The sequence below is a fragment of the Photobacterium sp. AWH4_225 genome (genome assembly GCF_056158405.1).
The window spans coordinates 1,068,632-1,083,286 of sequence record NZ_JBSWTF010000001.1 but is presented as its reverse complement, the minus strand read 5'-3'; the positions used below and the strand labels follow the sequence as shown (position 1 = coordinate 1,083,286).

12 protein-coding genes and 1 pseudogene are annotated in these 14,655 nt (G+C 47.6%); 6 read left to right on the top strand and 7 right to left on the bottom strand.

Translation table 11 applies throughout. From position 1 onward, the window contains the following. Positions 1-76: 76 nt before the first annotated feature. Entirely contained in the window at positions 77-619 is a 543-nt protein-coding gene (locus ACXAD4_RS05435; RefSeq protein WP_095571040.1) for a recombinase family protein, read from the bottom strand. A gap of 2 nt (positions 620-621) precedes the next feature. Further along, complete coding sequence (locus tag ACXAD4_RS05430; protein ID WP_171346450.1) at positions 622-765, bottom strand: hypothetical protein; 144 nt, start codon at positions 763-765, stop codon at positions 622-624. An 876-nt stretch (positions 766-1,641) separates the two neighbouring features. Between ACXAD4_RS05430 and ACXAD4_RS05425 the strand changes: the two genes are divergently transcribed. The 6 genes and pseudogenes from ACXAD4_RS05425 (at position 1,642) to ACXAD4_RS05400 (ending at position 7,126) form a co-directional block, all read left to right on the top strand. Further along, positions 1,642-1,887, top strand: coding sequence for a hypothetical protein (locus tag ACXAD4_RS05425; protein ID WP_475239363.1), 246 nt, complete (start codon positions 1,642-1,644; stop codon positions 1,885-1,887). Continuing rightward, positions 1,880-2,164: a hypothetical protein gene (locus tag ACXAD4_RS05420; protein ID WP_475239360.1), complete on the top strand. Its 285-nt coding sequence runs from the start codon at positions 1,880-1,882 to the stop codon at positions 2,162-2,164. The genes ACXAD4_RS05425 and ACXAD4_RS05420 overlap by 8 nt, the downstream gene beginning before the upstream one ends. After that, complete coding sequence (locus tag ACXAD4_RS05415) at positions 2,161-2,409, top strand: hypothetical protein (RefSeq protein WP_475239357.1); 249 nt, start codon at positions 2,161-2,163, stop codon at positions 2,407-2,409. The genes ACXAD4_RS05420 and ACXAD4_RS05415 overlap by 4 nt, the downstream gene beginning before the upstream one ends. 815 nt (positions 2,410-3,224) lie before the next feature. After that, positions 3,225-4,850 carry a primase-helicase family protein gene (locus ACXAD4_RS05410; RefSeq protein WP_475239354.1) on the top strand — a complete coding sequence of 542 codons (1,626 nt, stop codon included), beginning with the start codon at positions 3,225-3,227 and terminating at the stop codon, positions 4,848-4,850. Positions 4,851-4,872: 22 nt separating this feature from the next. Beyond that, positions 4,873-5,166: pseudogene (locus ACXAD4_RS05405) on the top strand (SDR family NAD(P)-dependent oxidoreductase); the annotation flags it as partial. Between the two features lie 322 nt (positions 5,167-5,488). Next, the gene (locus tag ACXAD4_RS05400; RefSeq protein WP_475239351.1) at positions 5,489-7,126 is read left to right on the top strand and encodes a GGDEF domain-containing protein; all 1,638 of its coding nucleotides are present in this window, start codon (positions 5,489-5,491) and stop codon (positions 7,124-7,126) included. Here the strand turns inward: ACXAD4_RS05400 and ACXAD4_RS05395 are convergent. From ACXAD4_RS05395 to ACXAD4_RS05375, 5 genes are all read right to left on the bottom strand, one after another. Next, the gene (locus ACXAD4_RS05395; protein ID WP_475239348.1) at positions 7,123-9,141 is read right to left on the bottom strand and encodes a DNA topoisomerase III; all 2,019 of its coding nucleotides are present in this window, start codon (positions 9,139-9,141) and stop codon (positions 7,123-7,125) included. The two genes, ACXAD4_RS05400 and ACXAD4_RS05395, sit on opposite strands and share 4 nt — an antisense overlap. 194 nt (positions 9,142-9,335) lie before the next feature. Continuing rightward, entirely contained in the window at positions 9,336-10,430 is a 1,095-nt protein-coding gene (gene mnmH, locus ACXAD4_RS05390) for a tRNA 2-selenouridine(34) synthase MnmH (RefSeq protein ID WP_475239346.1), read from the bottom strand. Between the two features lie 2 nt (positions 10,431-10,432). Next, complete coding sequence (gene selD, locus ACXAD4_RS05385; RefSeq protein WP_475239344.1) at positions 10,433-11,473, bottom strand: selenide, water dikinase SelD; 1,041 nt, start codon at positions 11,471-11,473, stop codon at positions 10,433-10,435. A 139-nt stretch (positions 11,474-11,612) separates the two neighbouring features. Then, entirely contained in the window at positions 11,613-12,191 is a 579-nt protein-coding gene (locus ACXAD4_RS05380; RefSeq protein ID WP_475239341.1) for an NAD(P)H nitroreductase, read from the bottom strand. 180 nt (positions 12,192-12,371) lie between these two features. After that, positions 12,372-14,384, bottom strand: coding sequence for an NADPH-dependent 2,4-dienoyl-CoA reductase (locus ACXAD4_RS05375; protein ID WP_475239339.1), 2,013 nt, complete (start codon positions 14,382-14,384; stop codon positions 12,372-12,374). Between the last annotated feature and the right edge of the window lie 271 nt (positions 14,385-14,655).

The window sequence follows — 14,655 nt, the reverse complement described above, 5'->3', positions numbered from 1 at the left end:
TACACATCCTTGTGTCTAGACGTAAAAAAGCCGCCCTATTATGGACGGCTTCTGTAGCTGGTGGAGGTTGTCTTGCTTACTTTTTCTGTAGTCTGTTAACAGTAGAAGGAGAGATACCCAATTGACTAGCCACCTTAGAGATTGACAGCCCTTGAGCACGTAATTCTTTCACCTTTTCGGCTGTAACCTTAGACGGTCGCCCTAGATGCTTCCCTGCTGCTTTAGCTGCTTCGATACCTTCTTGTTGACGTTCACGGATAAGCTCACGTTCCATTTGTGCCACACTTGCCAAGATACCAAGAACACCTTTTTGCGCTGCTGACATTTTACCGTTGAATGTAAGACCTTCCTTGTGAAATACAATGCTCACACCTTTGGATTGCATAAGCTCTACAATCTCGATTGCATCCCCTGCACCAGAACGACAAACACGGTCAAGTGAGTGAATGTGAAGAGTATCCCCTTCTCGCACATAATCAACCGTCTGACTCCATACAGGACGGTCAACAGTCTTAGCACTACATTTCTCCTCGAATACCTTATCAAGTTCAACCCCTGATAATTGACGGTCTGTGTTTTGGTCTGCTGTAGATACTCGGATGTAACCAACGTGTGACATGATTAAGCCTCCTTAGCTTCAAGGTAGTCAAAGTCTGCATAGCCAAAGTGTTGCTGTGCTGCTTTATGGATAGCGTAACTCTCACAGATTGCTTCCACTGTGAAAGTCTCCATTGAGTAACGCTTACGAACTACAAAAGTCTTCATGGTTGGTATCTCCTATGTCAAAACCTCTAAGACCTTTTCATTATACCTATCCCATAAGTGCATTCAAGACCTTTTGACATAGAATAATGAGATTATCTCAAAAGGTATACTTTTGACATACCCCACAGGTGTCAGAAGAAACAAGACACTCTCCACCAGCTTACTTTAATAATTATCTTACAGAACACCGTTCGTATTTCAGTACTTATAGAGCTTTCATAACTTCCACAAATTACAGAGGGTAAACCGCTATGAACATCCTTACTCCTTTTTCAAGATTACAAGCGATTATGCAAATGGGTGAATCTGAAAGGGCAAGTATCGCTCCATGAACGCCAGAAAAAGCCTCTTAGATATTTCTGACTCAGCACAACCAAAGTCATTATTTAAGTGACCTCTTTTTGGGCGGGGGAATTTGGAGTTGTTAAAAAAACGTTAGCTGTCTGTACAAGAATGTAAATTCGTGCTATACTCTTCTATGTGGTGCGAGTTGCATCCCCTTCAAAATACCCTCTTTTCAATATCGTTCAAAACTAATAAAAATCAACGCTCTAAAAGTCGTCATCCAGTGTTGTTCCTGACTGGCAGCTAACCTTTGTCTGTAGTTTTTCTGTTTTAACTAACATGCAAAAGTTATCAGGTTTGTTTCTGGCAAGTGACGCAAATATCCCTTAGTAATTCAATAACAAACATAAGAGGTATTTATGGCAAGACCCAAATCCCCTAAGTCTAAGTCTGCTCGTTTTGATTTAAGACTACATCCAGATGAGTTAGCGGTTTATGAGCACGTATCAAAGATTCTAGACAAACCAATTTCTCAGATAATCCGAGAAGAGATGGCTTCATTCTGCTCACAATTTGAAGGAGTAAGTTTGAATGACTAATAGTGAACTCAAAGAATTAGCTCGAAGTGAACTAGTAAAGATTTTGCAAAGTGATTCAGACAAAGCATTCACAGCCAAATGTAAGCTAATCCAATTAGTGCTAACCGACCAACTAGAGCCACCACAAGCCCCAGAAGCTTCGACCTCAGAAGTAGTGATAGAAGAATCTAGCACTCATGGGGATGAGTTACCCGACAACGTTCTTCAAATGATTAAAGAGGCAAGAGCTAATGCGTAGACCTATTGACCAACTAGCCCACGTAGCTAAAAAGCTAGGTTTAGTTGTGACAGAGGTTTATGAGCATGATTGGGACATAGACTTTTTAGCATGTGATGAATCTTTACTGCTGCTAGATGAAAGCAAGATACATTCAACCTCTTTCAGTGTAGTAAGTAGAGATTATCTAACTATCGCAAACTTAAACTTTCATCCTCGTGTTGATTACAGCAACGAAGAGCAAGCTTTTAAGGACTCAGTACAACAATTAATGAAACTAAAGGAGAGCATCCGATGAACTATGAATCAATAAAATACAGACAAGCCCTAGCAGATTTCAACTTGGCTAAGTCACGCAAACAGACACTTTCGACTCAACTACAGAAGGCTATGGGTTCAGAGCGTTTCCGCTTAGGTCGAGAGATAGAGCAAGCCAATAAAGAAATCCAAGAGTGTTCAGATAACCTTGAGTTAATCAAGAGTGCTGACAGTGCGCTCCACCAGCAACGCACCTCTAGCGGTCTACAACGAGCTTTAGTTTAGCTTATGAAGTATCAACAGAGCCTTGAAACCAAGAAGCTTGATTTAAAACTGCTTAGATTAAATCGACGAATCCTAGAGCTTTCCGAAACTATCTACAACGAGAGGCAAAAGCTTCTACGTTTGGAACGTAAAAGAAAGCTTCTACGAGAAGAAATAGAGTTGTCAGATGATTTAGACAGGATGACTTCAAGCAAAGCCAATAGAGCCTTACAGAGGGAGTTTTGAGCCAATGAGCCATTATCAATTAAAGACACAGCTTCAACGCAATCAACAACACATAGAGGCATTAGGCATCGAGTACAACTATAGTGAGTCGGCAATGACTCCAAGAGACTACGAGACCCTTTGCAAGTTACGTTCAGATTGTAGACTCATCAAAGCGAAGCTTTACCCTGCTGATGAAAACCTCATGAACGAGGCTATTTGCAAAGCAGACCGACTATTCAAATAAAACCAATCGCTCACTTTTTAACCAAAAATTTCACACCATTTCACACCAATTTCACACCAAATTTCCACCTAGTGTGTAGTGTTTATTCTATTACTATCAGTGCTTTACCGTTAAATTTCACACTTTTCACAGTAGCAACGAGAGTTTATTTAAAGACTGTAGTAATCACCTTTTTCACATGTTAAAATTTTGTGTGTGAAATTATTGTGAAATGACAGAGGAAACCCAATGAAACTTTACTTAAATCAATCCTTGCTAGATGTGGTTATGCCCTTGGCAAGACATTACAGCTTGAAGCCGATTGAGGTTTTAGAAATCGCCTTAACAGACCCAACCAAATACAATTCCATGATGGAGACCCTAAATGCAGACAGAGCCGACTAACCAAGAATTGCTATCAGCAATCGAGCACTTATCAGAGCGTCTAGATTTATTAACAGAGAAGCACAATGAAACAGAGACTCTTCTCGAAGTCACAGACAAGAATTTTCACGTACTTTCTAAATGTTTAAACAGCGTGACCGAGCATGTTACAGACTCTTCTTCTCAAGATTCAGATTTACCAGAGATTTCTTATTCAGAGTTTAGACGCCTAGCAACAAAGTATTTGAAACGTTTCCGAGCTTTAGAGCAAGGCTTGAAGGAACAGACGAACCAGTTTTACCCTGCTTCGGTAATGGCAGAGGTGAACAGGCATGTTTACGCAGTGGTGAACGGTACAGGTAACCGAGTTTACAAAAGCAAGGATAGCCACCAGCTAGTGAGTGCAGAGACCGTTTTCAATCTTTGCAATCGTTACGCTTTAGAGCAGAGATTATCGAAGCCTCATGCATGGCAACGTTGGTCAAAGAAATCCCAAGAGAATTGTTTAGGTTTGATTCATGAAGTTACGGAGGAAGTTTACGAGCCTCACACGGATAGAGTTTCAAATCTAGAAAAGACGGATTACGGCACATACATTTTAAACAAGTACGTCCCTAGTCCAATTACCCCGATAGCAAGTGCTCCCTCTTCACAATGGTTTGAGACCTTAGAGAGATTGTTCCCAGATGCAGATGAGCGTCATTACATGGTTAGTTACATGAAGCACATGGTTTCGCATCCAGAAACCCCGATGAACGTTTGCCCGTTGATAACAGGCGACCAAGGAACGGGAAAGACTTTTCTGTTTGAATCGGTGCTTGCAAAGTTGGTAGGTTTAAACAATTACAGTGCTCCCCGATGGAAAGACATGATAGCGACTCATAACGGTAGTTACTTCGATTCGGTTTTGGTGCTGGTGGATGAGGTTTACGCAGATAAGAAAGACAGTGCAGACAAACTCAAAGCTTTAGTAACGAACGAGTATTTGTTGAAACGAGTAATGAACAAGGACGGTCAGACCGAGCGTAGAACGTTTAATGCAGTAATCACCTCAAACGATGATAAGCCGTTGTACATGGAAGCAGACGACAGACGTTATTACATGCCAAGACGAATAGAGCACCTGAAAGATGTATCAGAGTCTGCTGATTTCTTTAGTGGTTACTCAGACATTTTGACAGATGAAGACAGTTTCGAGCTTCACAAGATTTTGCATTGGTTACTGGATTATTCGACAGATTTAACGGATTTCAAACATGCACCGATGACGGTGACAAAACAAGCGCAACTTGCAACAGATGTGAAAGGAGAGCGTAGAGCACTGTTAGAAGAAGCCTTGAAACATGAAGATGTAATTTTGGTTCACCCTGCTTCCTTAGCTGCTGCCAAGATTGGTTTAAGTGAGGGAGACATCCGCAAAGTTGTAAACGGTCTTCCTGATTGGTCAGAAGCCAAGAAAACAGGTAGTAAGCGAATGCACCAGAAACACGGTAAGAGTGGTTACAGTAAGCAAGCCCCTTTTGCTACAGATTGGATTCTGCACTACTTGAACGAGTTAGATTCAACGATGCCTCAACCGTCATACAAGTTTACTCAAGAGTTCGCTAGTTTACTGGACTTCGACTAATTAATTATTTTGTGATAAATACCTTTCATCTAAAGTCGGCAGCATGGCTGAAAACACCAGTGGTGGCGGCTATATCTACCGCTCCTCCAAAGCCGCCCTGAACTCAGTGGTCAAGAGCCTATCCAATGACTTGCTCCCCGAAGGCATCATTTCGATTGCCCTACACCCTGGCTGGGTACAAACTGAAATGGGCGGGCCAAATGCACTTATCGACAGCCAAACGTCAGCCCTTGGGTTGAAAAAGGTTATCGACAACCTAACGCCTGCCGATTCCGGTTTGTTCATGGATTACCAAGGTAATTACCTGCCTTGGTAACTATGATTATCTAACCAATAGCTCTAAGTACATCCTAACCCCAAACAAACCGTGATCTTGCTTCCAAGCAAATAATTACTGGCTGAGCAATCAGCCAGTTACACCCCTTTGTGTTATGCGTCGCATTTTTGCTAACTTACCAACAAAAATACGCTAATTTGCTGTATCCATTGGCCTTTCATCGTAAAAAATTCGCAACAATAGCATGAAATAGCCCTCGGATACGGTTTCTCGCCCAGCAACCGAACACAGACTTCCAACGCTAACCAACAAGGATGGAAGTAATTCGTACTACGCAACATTCTATTTTCTGGAAGGTCATTTGGCTCAGAGTACGCACATTCAAGACTTCTACGATCGGGTACTTACCTTAACCGGCAAGTCGCACGGCTTACGAACCACCTGCGAACAAATATGTAGGAATCTCCTGCTGAGCTTTGCGGTGGAGAACGCCACCTTGGTCGTCGCTTACAAATCGCACTGGAAGACCTTGCTGAATGTTGGAAACAAGGGAATCGAGTATCTTTTCCCGCCTGTTGAATATCAAGAGAACGAGACGTTTCCGTTTTACCAGATCACCAAGGCGATCAGATTAAAAAAAACCACCTTAACTGACCAAGAAGGTGTACGCCGACTATCGCTTCCCCTTGAGAGACGCTCGCAGGTTATTGGCTGCCTCATTGCTGATTTTCCCAAAACCGATCTCACTGAGCAGCTTGATGCCAAAGACTTTAGCTATCTGGGTGTACTGCTCGCTTCTGAGCTTAATGCCTCAATGATAGATGCCATCATTCAGGACGAACACAGCGGCCGGCGTATCGCAGAGCGCGAACTGCAAATTCGCCAACATGAGCAGCACAGTCTGCAGAAGCAACTGCAGGCCTTGCACGATATCTCCTTTAAGTTGTGGCGAGCCCACTCAATCGACAATATGTTGTTTATTGCTGTCGACGAAGCCAAAAAACAGCTCAATATCGACCGAATGGCTATCTTTTTGTTTAAACCGGGCAACCGAATGCAGGGTACCTACGGCACAGATATCCATGGCAATACGGTCAACGAAAATTATTTCGAGTCTGAAATACCTGATTTATGGTTTGCATCCCACATCCTACAACAGAAAGGGGAGTATTTAGCCATAGAGGAAAACACACCGCTTTACCATAACCTGAAAGTGGTCGGTTTCGGGTGGAGTGTATATATCTCTTTGTGGGATGAAGATACACCGATTGGCTGGATAGCCTGTGATAACCTGCTGAGCGGTATGCCTCTTCCCGCCCACTTACACCAGCTGTTGAAACAATTTGGTTTTATCGTTTCCCAGCACCTGGTCAGACGCCAAGCCGAAGAAAAGCTCATCCAGCTCAATACCGAGCTCGAGCTAAGGGTTGCGGAGCGCACCCAAGCCCTCCAGCAGGCCAAGGATAAACTTGAAAAAGTATCACTTGAAGATCCGCTCACCCAAGTGGCTAATCGGCGCCTGTTTGACGAGCGCTTTTCAGATGAATGGCGTCGGGCGGAGCGCCATGCGCTACCGCTTTCTTTATTGATCATCGATGTCGACCACTTCAAAGAGTACAATGACAGCTTTGGTCATGTCGCAGGGGATGAGTGCCTCAAAACCATTGCTAACACTCTGGCACCGATCGAGCGAAGAGCGGGTGCACTCTTTGCCCGCTATGGTGGTGAAGAGTTTGTTTTACTGCTGCCGGGGCAAGATCACAACGCTGCACAGTATGCCGCTGAGCGTTCACTGGAAGCTATTCGGGCGCTGGCAATACCGAGTACTGCAGGTAGTGAAGGCAAGTCGAATATCGTAACGATCAGCATTGGCGGTTGCACGATTACCCCTTCAACCAAAAGCTCTGCTGATACGTTCTTCAAACTTGCCGACACCGCCCTGTATGAAGCTAAATCAAACGGAAGAAACCAACTCTTTTTGATCAGTGATGCTGGCTAAACGGCTTTCTTCGATGTACGACGACGAGGCGAACGCGATTTTCCAGCAGAAGACGAAGAGCCAGTACTTGAGGATTTACGCCCGCCCTTACTACTCCCCTTACCACCACCTTTACTGTAGCGTCGTTTTTTAAACGGCTCGGGAGATTTCAAATCACGAAGGCTTTGCGGCACCTCGCTGGTTTTCACCTTTTCCATCAACTGGGTCACCTGTACTTCCAGCGCATCCATAAAAGGTTTGTAGGCACATTTCTTATCCGCCATATCCTGTAGCTGGTGTTCCCAGTGGGCAGTCATATCCGGATAGGTCGCCTCATCCGGTAAGGCATAGATCAGCCCTTTTCCGGCCTCAGTGGCATGGATACTTTTACCTTGACGCATCAGCAACTGTCGCTTGAACAATATATCGAGGATCCCGGCTCGGGTTGCTTCCGTGCCCAGACCATCAGTGTCTCGGAGGATCTTTTTCAACGAACTGTCTGAGACAAAGCGGGCAATCCCGGTCATCGCCTGCAACAATGTCGCTTCGGTAAATGGCTTTGGTGGCTCGGTCATCTTATCGAGGATCTCGCCATCACGGCAGGTCAGCACTGTACCTTTTTCAAGCGGCGGTACTTTGTCGGCAAGATCAGCTTCCTTGTCTGCCGGTTCATCGCGGCCAAGTAAGGCGCGCCATCCCGAAGACATCAATTGGCGTCCACGAGCCACAAAAAGACCGCCCGCAATAGTGAACTCCAGCTTGGCTTCACTGTATATGGCTGCCGGGTAAAACTGCATCAAATACTGTCTGGCGATCAGCTGATACACCTTCTGTTCACTGCCACTCAGGCTCGCGGCATTGACCGACTTGGGGGTGGGAATAATCGCATGGTGAGCATCGACTTTTTTGTCATTCCACGCTTTCGACTTGAGGCTAGTATCTGCCCCATCCACAGCTTTGCCAAGCTGGTTGTCAGTATTAGCAATCGCCTGGCATACGTCGCCGGCCTGTCGGTAGTGATCCATCGGCAAATAGCGACAATCCGAACGCGGATAAGTGATCACCTTGTGCTTCTCATACAACGACTGACAAGTAGCCAGAACATCGGCAGCGCTCATGCCGAAGCGCTTGGCGGCATCAATCTGCAGGGCTGACAGTGAGTAAGGCAATGGCGGCGCCTGCTTGGTTTCTTTACGCTCTGACGCTGTCACTTCAGCAGGCTGGCCCTTGATACGGCTAACGACGTTCTCGCATAGTTTGCGGTTCAGTATGCGGCCATCTTCATCCTGCCAAGGTTTGCAGGCTTCACTCGGCTTCCATCTAGCGCGGATCTCCTGCTGCTGGTAAGGAATCAGCGCAAAAAGCTCATAAAATGGCTTAGGCACAAAATTGGCAATTTCATCATCACGGCGGGTCACCAAACCCAATACCGGCGTCTGCACCCGCCCTACCGACAATACCCCCCGGTAGCCCCCTTTCTGGCCAAGCAGGGTATAAGCCCGGGTCATGTTCATACCATACAGCCAATCAGCACGTGAGCGGGCCAATGCCGAGACCGACAGCGGAATAAAATCACGGTTGCTGCGTAGCTTGCCGAGCGCCCGCTTGACTGCCGACGGGTTAAGGTCGGAAATAAGCAACCGCTGCATGGCCGCTTTTTTGCCTTGGGCAAGATTAACGTAGTCTATGACCTCATCCACCAGCAGCTGACCTTCCCTGTCTGGGTCTCCAGCGTGGATCACTTCCCCAGCCTGCTTGCACAGCTTGCGTACCACGCCCAACTGTTTCTTGGCAGATTTACGCGGTGACAACTGCCACTGCTGCGGCACAATCGGCAAGTCGGCCATATTCCATTTCTTGTACTTCTCATCATAGGCATCCGGCTCAACCTGTTCGAGTAAGTGACCGATACACCAGGTAACGATATCACCGTTGCCCGCCTCAATATAACCGTCATGGTTCTTGTGAGGACGCGGCAATACAGCGGCTATCGCACGCCCAAGGCTAGGTTTTTCTGCAATATATAGACGAGACATGATTGAAATTCAGTTGGATCGCGTAGGAAACTCTTGGCTGAACTATAAGAAAAAAGTGCGGAGAGAACAAGAAAATACTGGATATAGATACAGTTCCTGTTTTTACCCTTCGTGCCATAGCAAAAAGGCCCAGCTCAGCATAGCCAGGCCTTCACTATTTTTCGGTGTAAACCGCTGTTAAACCATCAATTGCGTTAAGCGCAATTGTCAGCCAACCATGCCTTCACATCAGCATATTCACCACGGAAGACGATACGATCAGCTTTTTTGCCAAGTTGGTAGGTGTACATTGGATCATAATACTGCTCCAGCAGCATGCTCAACCAATCGTAGTGTCCGGTTAGCTCACCGCTGGCCTGCATCGCTTTCACCGCCTGCTGTTGCACCTGTAACAATTCTTCATAGCGCTGGAAGCCCAAGCGCTTGCGAATGCTGAACATGCCACGCTCTAGATACTGGGCAAAACGGTCCCAGCCCTCTTGCTCACCGTATTCGGCGCAGAAATCACGCTGCATACGCACGACATAATCATCGAGCAAACGCTCAAGGCGCACGTCGAGCGGATCATCAACAATGGCAATCGGTGCTTGCTGCATGGCTTGGTTGATAGCCAGTGGTACACTGACCGAGCCAATGATCTTACCTTCATCTTCGTAGACGAAGTGGGATACCCCAGCGGCCTGCTTCTTGAGCATGGCGATCGCCAGTACATTTTCGAAGTTGATTTGGGTACGCTGTGCCGTTACATAACGGCCAAACGACGATCCGCGATGGTTGGCGGCACCTTCTAAATCAATACCGTTGGCAATTTCATTGACCATGATGGTCTTGCCGCATCCCGTATTACCACCGATCAGTGTCATTGGCTTAGTCGCCACCTCATCGATAGTGTCAATCAAAAAACGACGCAGTGCTTTATAGCCACCTTCAACAAACGGGTAATCAACACCGGCTTCTTTCAGCCACTGCTGGGTAATTCGCGAACGCAGCCCACCACGAAAACAGTACAAATAGCCGTTTGGATTAGCTTCACAGAAGGCTTTCCACTGGGCAACTCGCTCAGCTTTGATTTCGCCATGAACCAGCTCGTGGCCTAGAGCAATTGCTGCTTCCTGACCGCGCTCTTTATAACAAGTGCCCACGGCCTGACGCTCCTCATCGAGCATCAATGGTCGATTGATAGACGCCGGGAAGGCACCCTGTTCAAATTCTACTGGCGCTCGCATGTCCATCAACGGCGTATCATTGATAAACAACTGACGGAAATCTTGGCAATTTGGACGTGACATATTTAGCTAATCTCAATCAGGACAGTTTCATCGGCTGTGGCTTCAACCAATTCACCAATCGCATTGAGTTCGATACCGTGTTGCTGGGCCATAGCTTTCACTTCATGCTCGGCATCTGGCGTCACCGCCAACAACAAACCACCTGACGTCTGCGGATCGCAAAGCAAGGATTTCTGCTGCTCGGTCATTTCACCCAGGCGGTGGCCATAGCTGGCAAAGTTACGCTCAGTGCCACCCGGTACGCAACCTTGCTCGATGTAATCAAAAACACCAGGCAAATGTGGTACCTGAGAAAAGTCGATATTGGCTTTCAGGCCGCTGCCCTCACAGATTTCATTCAGGTGGCCCATCAAGCCAAAACCGGTCACGTCGGTCATGGCTTTCACGCCCGCAACGTTAGCAAAATCTGCACCCGGCTTATTCAGCTGGCACATCCAGTCACGGGCCAGGCCACGATGCTTATCCAGTAGCTTGGATTTCTTCTCTGCGGTAGTCAGCACACCAATACCCAACGGTTTGGTCAGGTACAGTTTACAACCCGCTTCAGCCTGATTGTTTCGCTTAACACGGTCTGTATCCACAATACCCGTCACGGCAAGGCCAAAGATTGGCTCTGGTGCATCAATAGAGTGGCCGCCTGCCAAAGAAATACCGGCTTCACGGCATACGGCACGACCACCTTCAATCACCTGCTGGGCGATTTCAGGCGCTAATACGTTTACCGGCCAGCCCAAGATGGCAATTGCCATAATCGGCTTGCCACCCATGGCGTAAATGTCACTGATGGCGTTTGTTGCCGCGATACGACCAAAATCATACGGGTCGTCGACAATCGGCATGAAGAAGTCAGTGGTACTTACCACTGCGGTACCGTTGCCAAGATCATAAACCGCCGCATCATCTTTACTTTCGTTACCTACAAGCAGGTTAGGGTCGGCAAACGGAGCGAGCTGCGTTCGAAGAATAGTATCAAGAACTTGAGGGGAGATTTTACAACCACATCCTGCTCCGTGGCTGTATTGGGTAAGGCGAACATTTTCCATGACACGCTCCGATAATTTACAAGAGCGATGGATTCTACTCCTGCAACCAGACCCTGTCATCCACTTGGATCAAAAAGGAGAGCCAATGGGCTCCCCTCTCGATTAAGCATTTCGTCGCTTATCGGCTTCGATTATGAGGTTACAAGTACTCAACAAATTGCGCCAAATCCCGTTCAGGTGCTTTGGCATCACGGCAACCCGGCGTCCCGAGATACAAGAAGCCAACGATCATGTCTTCACCTTCCACTCCCAAAGCCTGACGTACTACAGGATGGTAAGCCCACTTGCCGGTGCGCCAAAAGCCCGCAAACCCTTGGGCTACCGCTGCCAGTTGCATCGCCTGTACGGCACAACCTGCTGACAGGTGCTGCTCAATCACCGGCACCTTGTCATGCTGAGATACCTTGGCCACAACCGTTATCACCATAGGCGCCCTGAAAGGTGATTTACCCGCTTTCTCGATAGTCGCTTCATCGGCGCCATCGCTGTTGGCCGCTTCTGCCAAAATATCGGCGAGTTTCTGTCTACCATCCCCTTTAGAACCAGCACCTTGAGAGCTGTCTTCCTGAGAAACAATAAACCGCCACGGAGTCAGACCCGCATGATCCGGCGCTCGTAATCCGGCGCGAAGAATCGCCTCCAGCGCTTCTCCCTGCGGGGCAGGCGCAACCATTTTTGGCAGCGATCTGCGGTTGAGCAATAAGGTAAGTGCGTCCATAACAACCTCATTAAAATGTGTAGTTATAGTAGACGGTAGCACAGTTTTGGCGCGATAAATCCACGGTAAAAATGCGAGATTATGGAGTTGAGATCCTAGAACCTAGATCCTGGTTCCTAGAGAGCAAGGAACATGCTTTTCTCTTCCTAGGAACTAGGATCCAGGAACTCGTTTCTGATGTTAAAGCTTCGCCGCGAGCTCGACCCCTTGGCGGATCACCCGCTTGGCATCGACTTCGCCGGCAAGGTCAGCACCACCAATCACATGAACATTGATGTTCTTGGCCTTGAGCGCATCGGAAAGCTCATCTACCGAGGTTTGTCCAGCACACAGCACCACGTTATCGACATCCAGCACCCGCGACTGGCCTTCAACCGTGATGTGCAAGCCTTGGTCATCAACTTTGTCGTAACTCACGCCACTTAGTAGTTCAACGCCTCGTTTTTCCAGTACTTTCTTGTGGATCCAACCGGTTGTCTTGCCCGGCCCTTTACCCATCTTGCCCGGACGGCGCTGCATCAACCACACCTGACGCTGGCTAACGTATTCTTCGTGCGGATACAGCCCACCAGCATGCTCAATGGACTTGTCGATCCCCCAATCCTTAAGCCAATCATCCAAGCTTTGATGATCCGGTTCGGTCAGCATGGTAGAGACATCCACCCCAATCCCACCCGCACCGATGACAGCGACCCGCTGGCCCAATTCGACTTTGTCACGGATCAGGGTCTGGTAATCGATGACCTTTTCATGGTCGATACCAGGGATTGGCGGTCGGCGCGGTTGGACGCCGGTTGCAACGATCACTTCATCATAATCTTGCAAGTCATCGACAGACACGGCATGGCCGAGCTTCACATTCACCTCGGTTTGCTCTAGACGGCGGGTGAAATAACGAATAGTTTCCTTGAACTCTTCCTTGCCAGGGATCTGCATCGCCAAGTTAAATTGGCCGCCGAGGTGATCATTCTTCTCGAACAAATCGACTTCAAAGCCCCTTTCAGCCGCAGCAACAGCCGTTGCCATACCGGCAGGGCCTGCCCCAACAATGGCAATACGGCGCTGGCTGGCTGATGGCGACAAGATCAATTCAGTCTCGTAACAAGCCTGCGGATTGACCAAGCAGCTCGCTCGCTTACCAACGAACACATGGTCCAAACAGGCTTGGTTACAACCGATACAGGTATTAATGTCATCGGCCCGATCTTGTTCGGCTTTGACCACGAAATCCGGATCGGCCAAAAACGGCCGTGCCATCGACACCATATCCGCTTGATTGCTAGCCAGGATATCTTCCGCGACTTGCGGGGTATTGATTCGGTTACAGGTCACCAGCGGAATAGATATTTCCGACTTGAGCTTTTCTGTGACCCACGCAAAGGCCGCCCTTGGTACCTGGGTTGCTATAGTTGGGATCCTAGCTTCATGCCAGCCAATACCGGTATTGAGGATAGTCACGCCTGCTTGCTCAAGCTGCTTAGCCAGCATCACCACTTCTTCATGGGTGCTGCCCTGCTCCACTAAATCGAGCATCGACAGACGGAAAACGATAATGAAATCACGTCCCACGCGCGCTCGCACCGCCTTAACTAGCTCAAGCGGAAAACGCATCCGGTTCTCGTAGCTGCCGCCCCATTCATCGTAACGATGGTTTGAACGCTTACAGATAAACTGGTTGATCAGATACCCTTCCGAGCCCATCAGCTCCACGCCGTCGTAACCTGCCTCTCTGGCAAGCTCTGAGCTACGTGCAAACGCTTCGATAGTTTTCTTGATCTGGCGGGTACTCATCTCTTTCGGCGTAAATTTAGAGATAGGCGCCTTGATAGCTGAGGCACTGACAGCAAAAGGATGCATGGCATAGCGCCCGGCATGGAGTAACTGCAAGGCGATCTTCCCACCCTCATCATGCACGGCATCGGTAATGACACGGTGAGCCCGCGCGGCACGGCCTGAACTGAATTCGGCACTCAGCGGGTGAAGGCGACCACGAAAGTTCGGCGAGAAACCGCCGGTAACAATAAGACCAACACCGCCTTTAGCACGGGCTGCATAGAAAGCGGCCAGTTTCTTGAATCCGTCACGGGACTCCTCCAGGCCAGTATGCATCGATCCCATCAACACACGATTACGTAATTGAGTGAAACCAAGTTCAAGCGGTGATAACAGATGAGGGTAAGATTTATCGTCCATGGCTTCCATTCTTTATGTTGTTATGGTCTGACCAGTATACGAATCAGCCAACCATATTTCAAACAATCGTTTACATAAACGCAACAATATATTGATTTAGATCTAACTCTCTGTATAAAAACGTATGCCAAAGTAATGACAAGTCGTTTGTTCATTTTGGTGATAGCTGCTACGCATTTGCGTCCCTAAGCTACTCACGCAATTCGATTAATTACTGTATTTCCTCTTTTACTCGGTTAGCATATACAGTTACATACAGAACTAAATCATT